We start from the raw sequence: 14619 nt of genomic DNA on the forward strand, positions 1-14619 counted from the left end.
GCCGCCCCCGGCCGTCGCGCCCACGATCGCCGCTCCGCCCCTCGCCCCCCCGACCACCGGGGTCGGGCCGGAGGCCCCGCCGCCCGCGGGCTCGGCCGCCGTCGTCGCGCCGCCGCCCGTCGCCACGGCGGGCACCCCCATGGCGGGCATCCACCCCGCCCTGCTCGCAGCGCTCGACGAGGTCGTCGCTCGCGGTGCCTCTGACCTGCACATCGCCGGCGATGCGCCGCCCATGGTGCGGCTCGACGGCGAGCTCAAGCCCGTCGTCGGGGCGCCCGTGTGGAGCCGCAGCGAGGTCACGACGATCCTCGAGAGCATCATGAACGACCGCCAGCGCGAGGCCTTCGCGCACGAGTGGGAACTCGACTTCGCGATCAGCCCCCGCGGGGACTTCCGGTTCCGCGTCAACTTCTACAAAGACCGCGATGCCATGGCGGGGGCGTTCCGCCTCATCCCGACCGAGATCAAGTCGCTCAAGCAGCTCGGTGTGCCGGCCGTCGTCTCGAAGTTCGCCACCCTGCCGCGCGGGCTCGTGCTCGTGACGGGTCCGACCGGTTCGGGAAAGTCGACCACGCTCGCGGCGCTCATCGACCTCGTCAACAAGTCGCGCGCCGACCACATCGTCACGATCGAAGACCCGATCGAGTTCGTCCACCAGAACCAGCGCTCGCTCGTCAACCAGCGCGAGGTCGGCAGTGACACGCACTCGTTCGCCGACGCGCTCAAGCGGGTGCTGCGGCAAGACCCCGATGTCATCCTCATCGGCGAGCTGCGCGACCTCGAGACCGTGTCGACCGCGCTCACCGCCGCTGAGACGGGCCACCTCGTCTTCGCGACCCTGCACACGCAGTCGGCGGCGCAGACGATCGACCGCATCATCGACGTCTTCCCGCCGCATCAGCAGTCCCAAGTGCGCTCGCAGCTGGCGCTCACGCTGCAGGGCGTCGTGTGCCAGACCCTGCTGCCGCGCGCCACCGGCCAAGGGCGCATCATCGCGACCGAGATCATGATGACCACGGGCGCCATCGCCAACCTCATCCGCGAGGGCAAGACATACCAGATCACCTCGGCGCTGCAGGCCGGTCGGGATTCGGGCATGCACACGATGGACCAGCACCTCGCCGATCTCGTCAACAGCCACATGGTCACGCACGAGGCCGCGATGTCGAAGATGCAAGACGCCGAGAACTTCAACCGCCTCGTGCACCGCAGCGCGACGGGGGCCGACGCCGCGCCCTTCGCCGACGGATTCGGAGGAGCCCGCTGATGGCCGCCACCCTGACGTTCTCGTACACCGGGCGTGACTCCAGCGGCAAACTGGTGAAAGGCCGGGTGGATGCTGCGGGCGAGGCCTCGGTCGTGTCGCGACTGCGCACCATGGGCATCGCCCCGGTGTCGATCGAGCAGGTCGCCGGGGGCACAGGGCTCAACCGCGACATCTCGCTCGGGGGTCTCTTCGACAAGAAGGTGACGATCAAGGATCTCGCCGTCATGAGCCGGCAGCTCGCCACGATGATCGGTGCTGGTCTTCCGCTGCTGAAGTCGTTGACGATCCTCGCCGACCAGTCAGAGAACCCGAAGCTCGCATCGACGCTCGACGAGGTGCGCGGACTGGTCGAAGACGGCGGAACGTTCTCTGACAGCCTGGCGAAGTATCCCCGGGTGTTCCCGCCCATCTTCGTCAACCTCGTGCGGGCCGGCGAGGTCGGCGGCTTCCTCGAGACCTCGCTCGAATCGGTGGCCAAGAACTACGAGAAAGAGGTCGAGCTCAAGGCCACGATCAAGTCGGCCCTGACCTACCCGGTCGTCGTGCTCATCATGGCCCTGCTCGCGGTCGTCGGCATGATCGTCTTCATCGTGCCCGTCTTCGAAGACCTCTTCGCCGACCTGGGGGGAACTCTGCCGATCCCCACCCAGATCCTCGTTGTGATCTCGAACAGCATGATCTGGGTCGGCCCCTTGCTCATCGTGCTCGGTATCGCTGGAACCATCTGGTGGCGCGCGAATCGGCAGACCCCGAAGTTCCGGTCGGTCTACGAGCCGCTGCTGCTGAAGATGCCGGTCTTCGGCGACCTCTTCAAGAAGATCGCCATCGCCCGCTTCACGCGCAACTTCGGAACGATGATCGGCTCGGGCGTGCCCATCCTGCAGGCGCTCTCGATCATCGGGTCGACCTCGGGCAACTGGCAGATCGAGCAGGCCGTGCAATCGGTGCAGGACTCGGTGCGGCAGGGCCGCACGATCGCCGCTCCGCTCGCGCAGCAACCTATCTTCCCGAGCATGGTCACCCAGATGATCGCGGTCGGTGAAGACTCGGGTGCGCTCGAGACGATGCTCGAGAAGATCTCCGACTTCTATGACAGCGAGGTGCAGAGCACCACCGAGGCGCTCACCTCGCTCATCGAGCCGCTCATGATCGCGTTCCTCGGCGTGGTGCTCGGCGGCATGATCGTGGCGCTGTACTTGCCGATCTTCGACATCTTCAATCAAGTCCAGTAGGCGCGCCCGTGAGGCCCCCGGAATGGGGGCTGTGCGGCAGTTGCGGGGTGGTCACAATAGCAAGTGGGGGGCCGGTTTCATGTTCCGTGGGGGGCCCACCTATCAACATTCACTTGATGGGAAAGGAAACGGACACATGTCCTTCAACACCGCACTCGCCGCACAGCGCGCTCGCCTCGCCGAGGGCAAGAACGACAAGGGCTTCACCCTGATCGAGCTGCTCGTGGTCGTGATCATCATCGGCATCCTCGCCGCGATCGCCATCCCGGTCTTCCTCGGCCAGCAGGACGCCGCTCGTGAGGCCAGCTACAAGTCCGACCTGGCCACGGCCAAGGTCGCGTTCGTCAGCAGCCTCGTGAACAACCCCGACGGCGACGCCGACGCGGCCACGCTCACGAACCTCGGCTTCCCGAGCACGGTCACGCTGTCGGCCTCGCCGACCGCTGCTGACTTCTGCATCGAGCACAACGACGCCGAGTGGATCGTCGACGAGACCAACGAGGGCCCGCGCGCCGGCACCTGCTAGCACGCGCGTCCCACGGGGGCGGATACGGTCGAATGACCGGTCCGCCCCCTTCACGCTCAACACGATGACACCGGGGGGAGGACACCGTGACCAAGAACGACGAGGGCCTGGGGCTACTCGAGATCGTGATCTCGATGTTCCTCATCGCCCTGCTCGCGATCGCTTTCGTGCCCGTCATCATCTCGGGAGTGCGAGCCTCGGCGCTCAACTCCACCTCCGCCACCGCGACACGCCTCGTCGCGCAGGCGATCGATCAGGCGCGTACCGCGGCGCCCGCGACCTGCGCAGCCGCGCAGCTGCTCAACGCCTCCATCACCCAGGTCGATGCTCAGGGCACGACCATCCGGGTTGAGACCACGGTTCCCGCGGTCGGCGACTGCGTCGATGGCGAGGTCATGACCATCACGGTCGTGGCGTTCGATGACGCCGACGAGGATGAGCGCCCCCTCGCCGACGCGCGAACTCAGATTTACCTGGGCGGCTGATCACCATGACCGACCGCACCGTCACCAACGACGATCGAGGCTTCACTCTCGTCGAGCTGCTGATCTCGATGGCGCTGCTCAGCATTGTCGTCACGATCGTGGGCGGCATCATCGTCAGCTCTCTTCAGGCCGACAAAACGATTCGTGAGGTCACGACCTCGACCACTGACGGTCAACTCGTGGTCAACGCGATCGAGCAGACCGTGCGCAACTCGACCGCCGTGTCGGTCGTGCCCAACGCCGATGGGTCGTCGGTCTTCGCTGTGGTACGAACAACCTCCGGAGGCTCGGCACGCTGCGTGGCCTGGTTCTACGACATCGAGTCCGAGGCGATCTTCCAGCGCGACAGCACCAGCGCGATCACCGCACCCACCCCGGGAGCCGTCGGCTCCGAATGGCGTGAAGTGAGTGGTGGAATCGTGCCCGATGACGACGCGACCGGAACGCCGTACCCTGTGTTGCAGGCGGACGGTGCTCGTGGTCTCGCCGTTCGCTTCGCTGTCGAAGGCGGAACGCGCGCTTCGACCCTCTTCGTCACCTCCGTCACCGGCCGAGGGCCGCAATCGAATGTGAGTCCGCAATGCTTCTGACCTCGATTCTTCAGAAACTCCACCGGTCCTCCGGCGACCGTGGAAACGCCATGATCGCTGTCATCGGACTGCTCGGCGTGACGTCGATGATCACCTTGACCGTGACCGGCGCCACGGTGCAGGCCCTCGGATACACCTCGCTCAGCCGGGCGGGTGTGCAGGCCAACGCGGCTGCCGAGTCGGGCGTCGATGCCATGCTCGCCGCGCTGTTTGCCGACGACTGCCCGGCATCGGGCGAGCTCGAGGCGACCCAAGGGTCGATCGATCCCTCGCTCACGGGCGATGAAGCCGCCGATCCCTTCTACCTCTCGACGATCGCGTACCGCATCAGCACCTCGGCGGCGTGGACTCCCGGGTGCCCCGCCGAGGCGGCGACGCAGATCCGCATCCAGTCGACCGGGTTCGCCGCCGACCAGGGCGTCTCCGAGTCGTCGTCCGGTCAAGACGCGTCAGCGGTTCAGGCCGTCTACCAATGGGTGCCGGGCGCCAACTCCGCCGCTGTCACCGGAGCCGCTGTCTTCAGCTACGGCGTTCCGGGCCTCTCGAACAGCCTCGAACTGCTCTCGTTCGACGGCAACGCCGCGAACGTGATCGTCGCCGACGGCAACATCGTCTGCAGCAATAGCGTCTACGTCGAGGGCGACATCGTCGCCGCCAACGGCAACATCTCGCTGAACAACACCTGCAGCGCCGGCGGCAAGGTCTGGGCCTCGGGCACCGTCACGTTGCAGGGCAACAAGACCATCGGTGGCGACATCATCGCCGCCGGAACGGGAACGACGAGCATCGACCCGAGCACCCGCATCGGCGGCGGCGTCTACGCGCGTGGCGAGATCGACAGCTGGGGGCAGCGCTGCACGTCCGGAGCGACCGGCTGGGATGCCGCGGGCGACGCGTGCTCCGTCGGCCGCAACACCGGTGCGAGCCCCGTGTTCTACAACCGCACCGACGTGGTCGCGCCGACGCGCCCGCCGTGGGTCGATGTGAACTTCGTCGCGAGCGACTGGCAAGCGCGCGGGTGGACCGTGCGCACGTACACCGGCCCGTGCAACATCGACAACAACGGCAAGAACAACAGCCAAGTCGTCGCATTCAGCACGTACACGACGCCGACGGTCATCGACATGCGCGGATGCTCGTCACTGACGATTTCGACGAGTGCGAACTACACACTCAACATGCGCACCGACCTGACCTTCATCACGCCGCGTACGGTCAACCTCGAGAACTTCACCGTCACCTCGCAGGGCAACATCGACCGGGCCCTGCGATTCATCACGCCCGACACGGTCGCCGACGCGCGACCGACGACGACAGGCTGCGGTCGTTTCGACATCAACAACAAGAACGAGACGCGCGATGCGATCGCGATCATCATCTACAGCCCGTGCACGATCCAGAACAGCAACCAGCTGTCGTGGCGCGGTCAGTACTACGGCGGTCGCGTGACGTTCTCGAACAACAGCGAAGTCGTCTACGTGCCGATCGGCATCCCCGGATTCGACCTCGGCAACGGGGCGGGCGGACCGGGCGGAGCCGGCGCGGTCGGCGGAACGCCGACCCCCGGCACTCCTGGCGACCTGATCGAGTACACCGACATCGACGTGCCGGCCTGATCGCTCGATCATGATCGTCGTCGTCCCGAGCCTGCTCGGCGTGCTCGGAGCGGCCATCGGCTCGTTCCTCAACGTCGTGATTCACCGGGTACCGGCGGGCATCTCGGTCGTCAGCCCACCAAGCGCGTGCCCGGCGTGCGCCGCGCCCGTGCGCCCGTGGGACAACATCCCCGTGATCTCGTGGTTCGTGCTGCGAGGCCGATGCCGCGACTGCGGCGCAGCGTTCTCAGTGCGCTACGCCCTCATCGAACTTGCCACGGCGCTCGCCTTCGCGGCGCTCGCCGTGCTGCACCTGCCCGGCATCCTCACCGCCGCGAGCACGGCCGAGGCGATCGCGGCGGCGCTCGTGCTCATCGCGCACCTCTACCTCGCGGCGATCTCAATCGCGCTCGCCGCGATCGACCTCGACACCCACCGACTCCCCGACGCCATCGTGCTGCCCTCGTACGCAGTGGGCGCCCTCCTGCTCGGCGCAGCCGCGATCGTGGCGGGCGACCTCGAGTCGCTCGCCCGTACCGCGGCCGGGGCCGGGCTGCTCTTCGCCGGCTACCTGACCCTCGCGCTCATCTCGCCGCGCGGCATGGGCATGGGCGATGTCAAGCTCGCCGGCGTGTTGGGCCTCTACCTGGGATTCGCCGGGTGGTCCGCCCTCGCGGTCGGCTCGCTCGCCGCCTTCATGCTCGGCGGAGTGGTGGGCATCGCGCTCATCGTCGTCGGCCGGGCGCGTCGCAACACGGGAATTCCCTTCGGGCCGTGGATGCTGGGAGGGGCCTGGGTGGGAATCCTGCTGGGTGAGCCGATCGCGCGCTGGTACCTGGCGCTGTTCGGACTGGACTGAGAGGGATGACATGGCTGTCGGAGTAGTGGGCGTCGACATCGGAAGCTCGCTGTTGCGGGGCGTCGAGATCGACGACGCGTCGAAGGCGAACCCGACGGTGCTGCGCGCGCACGAGGTGCCGCTGCCCGAGGGTTCGGTCAAGCGCGGCGAGATCCTCGAGGTGCACACGGTTGCCTCGGCCTTCAAGCGGCTGTGGGCCGCTGGCGGGTTCCGCTCAAAGGATGTCGCGCTCGGCATCGGGGGGCAGAGCGTCATCGTGCGCGACCTCGCCGTGCCGCGTATGCCGCTCGCGCAGATTCGCGAGTCGCTCCCCTTCCAGGTGCAAGATCTGCTGCCGGTACCCGTCAGCGACGCCGTGCTCGACTACTACCCGATCGGCGAGGGGCAGAACGAGTCGGGCCCGGTTGTCAATGGCCTGCTCGTCGCGGCCTTCAAGCAGGCCGTGACGGTCAACGTCACGGCGGCCACCCTCGCGGGCCTCAACCCCGTGAGCATGGACCTGCTGCCGTTCGCCATGACCCGCGTGCACACGATGTCGGGGCCCACGAACGGGTACGCCGTCCACATGAACATCGGCGCGAACGCGACCTCGATCGTGATCGTGCAGGCGGGGGTGCCGCAGTTCGTGCGCATCGTCCCCGCTGGCGGCGATGACGCGACCCGCGCTCTCATGTCGCGCCTCTCGGTGCCGCGCGAGCGCGCCGAGGCGCTCAAGCGCGAGCTCGGCCTCACGTCGGCGGGCTCGACCGATGAAGACCGGGTCGCCGCCGAGGTCATCCACGAGTCGACGAGTGAGCTGCTCACCGCGGTGCGCAACACGCTCGCCTACTTCGCGGGGGTCCGCACGGGTGTCGTCTTCGATCACCTGTCGGTGGCAGGTGGGGCGACCCGGATGCGCGGCTTCGCGAGCGCGCTCGCCGAGTCGACGCGCATCTCGGTGGTTCCGGTCAACCCGACCGCCGGCGTCACGGTCGCCCGCTCGTTGCGGGGCAAGACCACCGATGAGCAGATGCAGACCTGGATCACCGCCATCGGACTCGCAGTGGGGAGTGCCGCATGAGCCGGCGAGAGCAACGCGAGCAGGGGGCGCTCGTCTACGGCGCCGTTCCCCGGGCCAACCTCATGCCGCCCGAGGTGGCGATGCGGCGCAAAGAGAGCGCGCGTCGCCGCGGCCTCATCGCGGCGAGCCTTGCGGTGGTGTTGGTGACGATCGCCGGTGTCGCCGGGGCGTTCGTCTACGCCGCCGCGGCCGAGGCGCGCCTGGCCGAGGAACGGCGCATCACCGACGAGCTGCTCGCGACCCAGCTCGAGTTCACCGAGGTCACCCTCGTGCGCGGGCAGTTGCAGTCGATCACCGAGGTTCGGCAGCAGCTCGCCGGGGCCGAGGTGCTCTGGCGCGAGTCGCTGCGACCGTACATCGCCGTACTCACGCCCGCCGAGGTCATCGAGTCGATGACCCTCGCGTCGAACTCGCCCGCCCTGCCCGCCCTCGGCACCACGGGGCCGCTTCGGGCTGAGCGCGTCGCAACGGTCACGATGGTCATCGTCACCGACACGACGCCCCGGCCTTGGCTCTGGTACCGCGATTGGCAAGAGATCGAGACCTTCGCCGACGCGAGCATTGACTCGATCACCCTGCTGCAAGACCGGTATGAGACGACGGTGACGATCAACCTCAACGAGCTCGCCCTCTCGCAGCGGTTCGGTACCGACGAGGAGGAGACCGAATGAACTCCGCAGCGACGCGAATCTGGACCTTCGCGACCGTGCTCATCATGATCGTGGTCGTCGCGCTCGGGTGGTTCCTCGGCGTCTCGCCCAAGCTCGCCGACGCGGCGAGGTTTGACTCCGAGCGGCTCGGCGTGCAGGCGCAGAACGACCTCGCGCGGGCAGCGATCGCGCAGCTTCAGCAGGACTTCGAGCAGATCGACGAGCTGCTGCTCGAACTGGCCTTCTTGCGCGAAGAGTTTCCGACCGAGGCCGAGTACGACTCCGCGGTCGAAGAGCTCGTTCGCGGCCTGCTCTCTGAGGGTCTGACGCTGCAGAACCTGGCCATCAACGAACCCGCACCGACCTCAGCAGCGCCGGTTGACGAGGGCGCCGAGCCGCCGGCGGGCGAGGTGGACGGAGCCGGAGCGCTGCCGACGGGATCGCTGCTGCAGGTCTCGACCACCGTCACGGTCAACGGCGATCTGCCCAGCATCCTGGCGTTCATCGAAGCGCTGCAGCAGTCGCCGCGGTTCGCGGTCATCGCGACGGGCGACTTCAGCAACGGCTCGTCAGAGGACGGCGGCGACATGACGTTCTCGATGATCATCTACGTGGTCACGGGTGACGACCAGTTGACCCTGCCGCCGATTCCCGACAGCGAGCCCGAGCCGCTGCCCGAGCCGACCGACACCGCGACCCCGGCCCCGGGCGACCCCTCGGCGACGCCGACGCCGACCCCTGAGCCGACGCCCTAGAGACGGTTTCGGGATGCTCGCGATAGACATCCCGAAACCGCCCCTTGGTAGGGTGGCGCGTTCGCATTCCCCGTGAAAGGACGCGTCATGGCCACTGAGACCACCCCCGAGCCCGCCGATCAGCCGACCGAGGGCGCTGCGGAGCAGTCGAGCGCCGCGACCGCCGAGGTGACTCCGATCGACTCCGCAGCCACCGAGGCGACCGTGGTCGAGCAGGCGCCTGCCGAGCAGCCCGCGCCCGAGCAGTCCGCTGCGGAGCCGGCACCGACGGCGGCACCGACCGTGGTCTTCGTGCAGGCTCCCCAGCCGCCCAAGGCCCGCGGCGCGCGCGGAGTGGGTGCGCTCGTCGCCCTGCTCAGCACGGGAGTGTTCGCCGCCGCGTACGCCCTGCTCGTCATCGTGATCGCGCTCGTCGGATCGCCGCAAGGCCTCGCCCCGGCGCTGCGCTTCTTCTCGACGGTCACCTTCTGGGTTCCTGTCGTCGTGTTCTTGTTCGCCTACCTTCTGCTGGTCGTGATCGTGAACCGCGCGGGCTGGTGGGCTCACGTGCTGGGCGGGTTCATCGTCGCGGTGATCGTGTGGGTCGGTTTCGTCGGCGCGGCCATCATCGCGGCCGGTGCCTTCGGCGCCCCGGTCTCCGAAGTGGGGGCTGTGGTGCTGCAGCAGCTCACCAACCCGCTCGGTTTCGCCGCGGCGATCGCCGCCCGCGAGGTGCCGATCTGGGTCGGCGGCCTCGTCTCGAAGCGCGGGCGCACCGCACGCGCCCGCAACGCCGCGGCTCGGGCCGCGTACGAGCACGAGCTGGCCGAGCACCGCGCGACGATCGGCGCGTCGACGGCCGTTTGACCGCATCCCGCTCGAGGTCTACTCTTGGCAGTGTGTGTGCTTCGGCACGCGCCTGTGTCGTGCCGTGAACGCGGTCGCGCGGGTGGGGTTGCGGCGCACGCAGAGGGTTCCTGACGATCGGCCTGCTCCGGCAGGCGGCGCCACACCCCCACGGCATATCCGTCGTCCGCGAGTCCGCTCGCGGAAGCCGTCGGATTCGCGTGAGCCCGACCGGGGCTGATCCTCCGGGCGGGGACATCCAACCGCAACCGCTGTCACCGTGCAGCACTCACAAGGAGCACTTTTGCCCACTATTCAGCAGCTGGTCCGCAAGGGCCGCACGCCGAAGGTCTCGAAGACCAAGGCGCCGGCCCTCAAGGCCAACCCGCAGCAGCGCGGCGTCTGCACGCGCGTCTACACGACGACCCCCAAGAAGCCGAACTCGGCTCTGCGCAAGGTCGCTCGCGTCAAGCTCAGCAACGGCACCGAGGTCACCGCCTACATTCCCGGCGAGGGCCACAACCTGCAGGAGCACTCGATGGTGCTCGTCCGCGGCGGTCGTGTGAAAGACCTGCCCGGCGTGCGCTACAAGATCGTGCGCGGAGCGCTCGACACCCAGGCGGTCAAGAACCGGAAGCAAGCGCGCAGCCGCTACGGAGCGAAGATGGACAAGAAGTAATGCCTCGTAAAGGACCGGCGCCGAAGCGCCCCGTCGTCGCAGACCCCGTCTACGGCGCCCCGATCGTCAGCCAGCTCGTCAACAAGATCCTGCTCGATGGCAAGAAGGGCCTCGCCGAGCGCATCGTCTACGGTGCTCTCGAGGGCGTTGCCGCCAAGAACGGCCAGGACGCTGTCGCCACGCTGAAGAAGGCCCTCGACAACGTGCGCCCCACCCTCGAGGTGCGGTCGCGTCGTGTCGGTGGCTCGACCTACCAGGTTCCCGTCGAGGTCAAGCCGCACCGTGCGAACACGCTCGCGCTGCGCTGGCTCACGAGCTACGCCAAGGCGCGTCGCGAGAAGACGATGACCGAGCGCCTCATGAACGAGATTCTCGACGCCTCGAACGGCCTCGGTGCCGCGGTGAAGCGTCGTGAAGACACGCACAAGATGGCTGAGAGCAACAAGGCCTTCGCGCACTACCGCTGGTAAACCGCAGGTTTAACAGCTGGGTAGTGCTCCGAGGTTCGCTGAAGGCGGGGGCCATTTCTGGCCCCCGCTGCGAACCTCGGGTGGCGGCCCGTCCCGGGCCGACACGGGGTAAAGCCATAACACTGACGAAAAACCAAACGTAAGGACACCGCTGTGGCACAGGACGTGCTCACCGACCTGAACAAGGTCCGCAACATCGGCATCATGGCGCACATCGACGCCGGCAAGACCACCACGACCGAGCGCATCCTGTTCTACACGGGCATCACGCACAAGATCGGCGAGGTGCACGACGGTGCCGCCACGATGGACTGGATGGCGCAGGAGCAGGAGCGCGGCATCACGATCACGTCGGCCGCGACGACCTGCTTCTGGAACAAGCACCAGATCAACATCATCGACACCCCTGGCCACGTCGACTTCACGGTCGAGGTCGAGCGCTCGTTGCGCGTGCTCGATGGCGCCGTCGCCGTCTTCGACGGCAAAGAGGGCGTCGAGCCCCAGTCTGAGACCGTCTGGCGCCAGGCCGACAAGTACGACGTGCCGCGCATCTGCTTCGTCAACAAGATGGACAAGCTCGGTGCCGACTTCTACTTCACGGTCGACACGATCATCAAGCGCCTCGGCGCGAAGCCCCTCGTGATCCAGCTGCCGATCGGTTTCGAGAACACCTTCGAGGGTGTCGTCGACCTGGTCGAGATGCGCGCGCTCACGTGGCGCGGCGACGCCAAGGGTGACGTCGAGATGGGGGCCAAGTACGAGATCGAAGAGATCCCGGCCGACCTCGTCGACAAGGCCAATGAGTACCGCACCGCGCTGCTCGAGGCCGTCGCCGAGACCGACGACGCGCTCATGGAGAAGTACTTCGGTGGCGAAGAGCTGACCGTTGCCGAGATCAAGGGCGCGATCCGCAAGCTCACGATCGCCTCGGAGATCTACCCCGTGCTGTGCGGCTCGGCGTTCAAGAACCGCGGCGTGCAGCCCATGCTCGACGCGGTCGTCGACTACCTGCCGAGCCCGCTCGACGTTCCGGCCACGATCGCGCACGACCCGCGCGACGAAGAGAAGGAGATCATCCGCAAGCCTGACGCGAAAGAGCCCTTCGCGGCGCTCGCGTTCAAGGTTGCGGTGCACCCCTTCTTCGGCCGTCTCACCTACGTGCGCGTGTACTCGGGTGCGATCGACTCCGGCGCCCAGATCGTCAACTCGACGAAGGGCAAGAAGGAGCGCATCGGCAAGATCTTCCAGATGCACGCCAACAAGGAGAACCCGGTCGACTCGGTCACGGCTGGCCACATCTACGCCGTCATCGGTCTGAAAGACACGACGACGGGCGACACGTTGTGCGACCCGAACAACCAGGTCGTGCTCGAGTCGATGACGTTCCCCGAGCCCGTCATCGAGGTCGCCATCGAGCCCAAGACGAAGGCCGACCAGGAGAAGCTCGGCACGGCCATCCAGAAGCTGGCTGAAGAAGACCCGACGTTCCGCACCGAGCAGAACATCGAGACCGGCCAGACCGTCATCAAGGGCATGGGCGAGCTGCACCTCGACATCCTCGTCGACCGCATGAAGCGCGAGTTCAACGTCGAGGCCAACGTCGGCAAGCCGCAGGTGGCCTACCGCGAGACGATCAAGCGCACGATCGAGAAGTACGACTACACCCACAAGAAGCAGACCGGTGGGTCGGGTCAGTTCGCGAAGATCCAGATCAGCCTCGAGCCCCTCGAGGTCACGCCCGAGACGAGCTACGAGTTCGTCAACGCTGTCACCGGTGGTCGCGTTCCGCGCGAGTACATCCCCTCGGTCGACGCGGGCATCCAGGACGCGATGCAGGTCGGCGTGCTCGCCGGCTTCCCCACGGTGGGCGTCAAGGCGACGCTCATCGACGGTGCCTCGCACGACGTCGACTCTTCGGAGATGGCGTTCAAGATCGCCGGCTCGATGGCCTTCAAGGAGGCCGCGCGCAAGGCGAACCCCGTGCTCCTCGAGCCGCTCATGGCGGTTGAGGTGCGCACCCCCGAGGAGTACATGGGCGACGTCATCGGCGACCTGAACTCCCGTCGTGGTCAGATCCAGTCGATGGATGACGCGACGGGCGTGAAGGTCGTCCGCGCCCTCGTGCCGCTGTCCGAGATGTTCGGGTACGTGGGCGACCTGCGGTCGAAGACCTCGGGCCGCGCCGTCTACTCGATGACGTTCGACAGCTACGCGGAGGTCCCGAAGGCCGTCGCCGACGAGATCGTCCAGAAGAACAAGGGCGAGTAATCACCCGACCTGCGAGGGCTCGCCGAGCCTGAGTACGATACATACACACCAAACCGCGCGGCGTCTGAACACCGGATGCTGAGCACCAAGTCCTGAGGAGGACCCACAGTGGCTAAGGCCAAGTTCGAGCGGAGCAAGCCGCACGTCAACATCGGAACCATCGGTCACGTCGACCACGGCAAGACCACGCTCACCGCCGCCATCTCGAAGGTGCTTGCTGACAAGTACCCCTCGGCGACCAACGTCCAGCGCGACTTCGCCTCGATCGACTCGGCTCCCGAGGAGCGTCAGCGCGGTATCACGATCAACATCTCGCACGTCGAGTACGAGACGCCGAAGCGCCACTACGCGCACGTCGACGCTCCCGGCCACGCCGACTACATCAAGAACATGATCACCGGTGCGGCGCAGATGGACGGCGCGATCCTCGTGGTCGCGGCGACCGACGGCCCCATGGCGCAGACGCGTGAGCACGTGCTGCTCGCCAAGCAGGTCGGCGTGCCGTACCTGCTCGTCGCCCTCAACAAGAGCGACATGGTCGACGACGAGGAGATCCTCGAGCTCGTCGAGATCGAGGTTCGCGAGCTGCTCTCGAGCCAGGGCTTCGACGGCGACAACGCTCCCGTCGTGCGCGTCTCGGGCCTGAAGGCCCTCGAGGGCGACGAGAAGTGGACCCAGTCCATCCTCGACCTCATGGACGCCGTCGACGAGTCGGTGCCGGACCCGGTGCGCGACAAGGACAAGCCGTTCCTCATGCCGATCGAGGACGTCTTCACGATCACCGGCCGTGGCACGGTCGTGACGGGCCGCGCCGAGCGCGGCACCCTCGCGATCAACTCCGAGGTCGAGATCGTCGGCATCCGCCCGACGCAGAAGACGATCGTCACGGGTATCGAGATGTTCCACAAGCAGCTCGACGAGGCGTGGGCCGGCGAGAACTGCGGTCTCCTGCTCCGTGGCACCAAGCGCGAGGACGTCGAGCGCGGCCAGGTCGTCGTGAAGCCGGGTTCGGTTACGCCGCACACGAACTTCGAGGGCACCGCGTACATCCTCTCGAAGGACGAGGGTGGCCGTCACAACCCCTTCTACACGAACTACCGCCCGCAGTTCTACTTCCGCACCACCGACGTCACCGGCGTCATCTCGCTGCCCGAGGGCACCGAGATGGTCATGCCCGGCGACACCACCGACATGGTCGTTGAGCTGATCCAGCCCATCGCCATGGAGGAGGGCCTCGGCTTCGCCATCCGCGAGGGTGGCCGCACCGTCGGCGCCGGCACGGTCACGAAGATCATCAAGTAGTTCTGATTCACGCAAGCGGGGTCGCACCTTCGGGTGCGGCCCCGCTTCGTCGTTCC

The 14619-nt window shown here is 67.2% G+C and carries 15 protein-coding genes; all 15 read left to right on the forward strand.

Annotated elements, in window-relative coordinates:
• Positions 1–139 precede the first annotated feature (139 nt).
• The 15 genes from ACK4HH_RS10185 to tuf all read left to right on the forward strand — a co-directional run bounded on the left by ACK4HH_RS10185 (position 140) and on the right by tuf (position 14563).
• Positions 140–1267 (forward strand): type IV pilus twitching motility protein PilT, encoded by a 1128-nt coding sequence (locus ACK4HH_RS10185; protein WP_409651423.1) that lies wholly within the window; start codon positions 140–142, stop codon positions 1265–1267.
• A complete protein-coding gene (locus ACK4HH_RS10190) occupies positions 1267–2499 on the forward strand; it encodes a type II secretion system F family protein (protein WP_409651341.1) in 1233 nt (410 codons plus the stop codon). Before ACK4HH_RS10185 ends, ACK4HH_RS10190 begins: the two co-directional genes overlap by 1 nt.
• 136 nt (positions 2500–2635) lie before the next feature.
• Complete coding sequence (locus tag ACK4HH_RS10195) at positions 2636–3025, forward strand: type II secretion system protein (protein ID WP_409651343.1); 390 nt, start codon at positions 2636–2638, stop codon at positions 3023–3025.
• Positions 3026–3111: 86 nt separating this feature from the next.
• Positions 3112–3510, forward strand: a complete 399-nt coding sequence (locus ACK4HH_RS10200) for a hypothetical protein (protein WP_409651345.1) — start codon at positions 3112–3114, stop codon at positions 3508–3510.
• Positions 3511–3515: 5 nt separating this feature from the next.
• The gene (locus tag ACK4HH_RS10205; RefSeq protein WP_409651347.1) at positions 3516–4100 is read left to right on the forward strand and encodes a PilW family protein; all 585 of its coding nucleotides are present in this window, start codon (positions 3516–3518) and stop codon (positions 4098–4100) included.
• A gap of 50 nt (positions 4101–4150) precedes the next feature.
• Positions 4151–5716 (forward strand): hypothetical protein, encoded by a 1566-nt coding sequence (locus tag ACK4HH_RS10210; RefSeq protein ID WP_409651349.1) that lies wholly within the window; start codon positions 4151–4153, stop codon positions 5714–5716.
• A gap of 10 nt (positions 5717–5726) precedes the next feature.
• Positions 5727–6554 (forward strand): prepilin peptidase, encoded by an 828-nt coding sequence (locus ACK4HH_RS10215; RefSeq protein ID WP_409651351.1) that lies wholly within the window; start codon positions 5727–5729, stop codon positions 6552–6554.
• A 10-nt stretch (positions 6555–6564) separates the two neighbouring features.
• A complete protein-coding gene (gene pilM / locus ACK4HH_RS10220; protein WP_409651354.1) occupies positions 6565–7614 on the forward strand; it encodes a type IV pilus assembly protein PilM in 1050 nt (349 codons plus the stop codon).
• Complete coding sequence (locus tag ACK4HH_RS10225) at positions 7611–8285, forward strand: hypothetical protein (protein WP_409651356.1); 675 nt, start codon at positions 7611–7613, stop codon at positions 8283–8285. Before pilM ends, ACK4HH_RS10225 begins: the two co-directional genes overlap by 4 nt.
• Entirely contained in the window at positions 8282–9019 is a 738-nt protein-coding gene (locus tag ACK4HH_RS10230; RefSeq protein WP_409651358.1) for a hypothetical protein, read from the forward strand. Before ACK4HH_RS10225 ends, ACK4HH_RS10230 begins: the two co-directional genes overlap by 4 nt.
• A gap of 87 nt (positions 9020–9106) precedes the next feature.
• On the forward strand, positions 9107–9865 hold the full coding sequence (locus tag ACK4HH_RS10235) for a hypothetical protein (RefSeq protein WP_409651361.1): 759 nt from the start codon (positions 9107–9109) through the stop codon (positions 9863–9865).
• A gap of 283 nt (positions 9866–10148) precedes the next feature.
• Entirely contained in the window at positions 10149–10523 is a 375-nt protein-coding gene (rpsL, locus tag ACK4HH_RS10240; RefSeq protein ID WP_055821401.1) for a 30S ribosomal protein S12, read from the forward strand.
• Positions 10523–10993 carry a 30S ribosomal protein S7 gene (gene rpsG / locus ACK4HH_RS10245; RefSeq protein WP_255158175.1) on the forward strand — a complete coding sequence of 157 codons (471 nt, stop codon included), beginning with the start codon at positions 10523–10525 and terminating at the stop codon, positions 10991–10993. Before rpsL ends, rpsG begins: the two co-directional genes overlap by 1 nt.
• A 153-nt stretch (positions 10994–11146) precedes the next feature.
• Positions 11147–13261, forward strand: coding sequence for an elongation factor G (gene fusA / locus ACK4HH_RS10250; RefSeq protein WP_409651364.1), 2115 nt, complete (start codon positions 11147–11149; stop codon positions 13259–13261).
• Between the two features lie 108 nt (positions 13262–13369).
• Complete coding sequence (gene tuf, locus ACK4HH_RS10255; RefSeq protein WP_255158176.1) at positions 13370–14563, forward strand: elongation factor Tu; 1194 nt, start codon at positions 13370–13372, stop codon at positions 14561–14563.
• Positions 14564–14619 lie beyond the last annotated feature (56 nt).

Source organism: Microcella sp., from assembly GCF_046296455.1.
Taxonomy (GTDB): Bacteria; Actinomycetota; Actinomycetes; order Actinomycetales; family Microbacteriaceae; genus Microcella.

Excerpts from the sequence above, each read along its gene's own strand:
- ACK4HH_RS10195 (WP_409651343.1), top strand. The coding sequence starts at position 2,636 with ATGTCCTTCAACACCGCACTCGCCGCACAGCGCGCTCGCCTCGCCGAG.
- ACK4HH_RS10225 (WP_409651356.1), top strand. The coding sequence starts at position 7,611 with ATGAGCCGGCGAGAGCAACGCGAGCAGGGGGCGCTCGTCTACGGCGCC.
- ACK4HH_RS10230 (WP_409651358.1), top strand. The coding sequence starts at position 8,282 with ATGAACTCCGCAGCGACGCGAATCTGGACCTTCGCGACCGTGCTCATC.
- ACK4HH_RS10215 (WP_409651351.1), top strand. The coding sequence starts at position 5,727 with ATGATCGTCGTCGTCCCGAGCCTGCTCGGCGTGCTCGGAGCGGCCATC.
- rpsG (WP_255158175.1), top strand. The coding sequence starts at position 10,523 with ATGCCTCGTAAAGGACCGGCGCCGAAGCGCCCCGTCGTCGCAGACCCC.
- ACK4HH_RS10205 (WP_409651347.1), top strand. The coding sequence starts at position 3,516 with ATGACCGACCGCACCGTCACCAACGACGATCGAGGCTTCACTCTCGTC.
- ACK4HH_RS10185 (WP_409651423.1), top strand. The coding sequence starts at position 140 with ATGGCGGGCATCCACCCCGCCCTGCTCGCAGCGCTCGACGAGGTCGTC.
- ACK4HH_RS10210 (WP_409651349.1), top strand. The coding sequence starts at position 4,151 with ATGATCGCTGTCATCGGACTGCTCGGCGTGACGTCGATGATCACCTTG.
- ACK4HH_RS10190 (WP_409651341.1), top strand. The coding sequence starts at position 1,267 with ATGGCCGCCACCCTGACGTTCTCGTACACCGGGCGTGACTCCAGCGGC.
- pilM (WP_409651354.1), top strand. The coding sequence starts at position 6,565 with ATGGCTGTCGGAGTAGTGGGCGTCGACATCGGAAGCTCGCTGTTGCGG.
- ACK4HH_RS10235 (WP_409651361.1), top strand. The coding sequence starts at position 9,107 with ATGGCCACTGAGACCACCCCCGAGCCCGCCGATCAGCCGACCGAGGGC.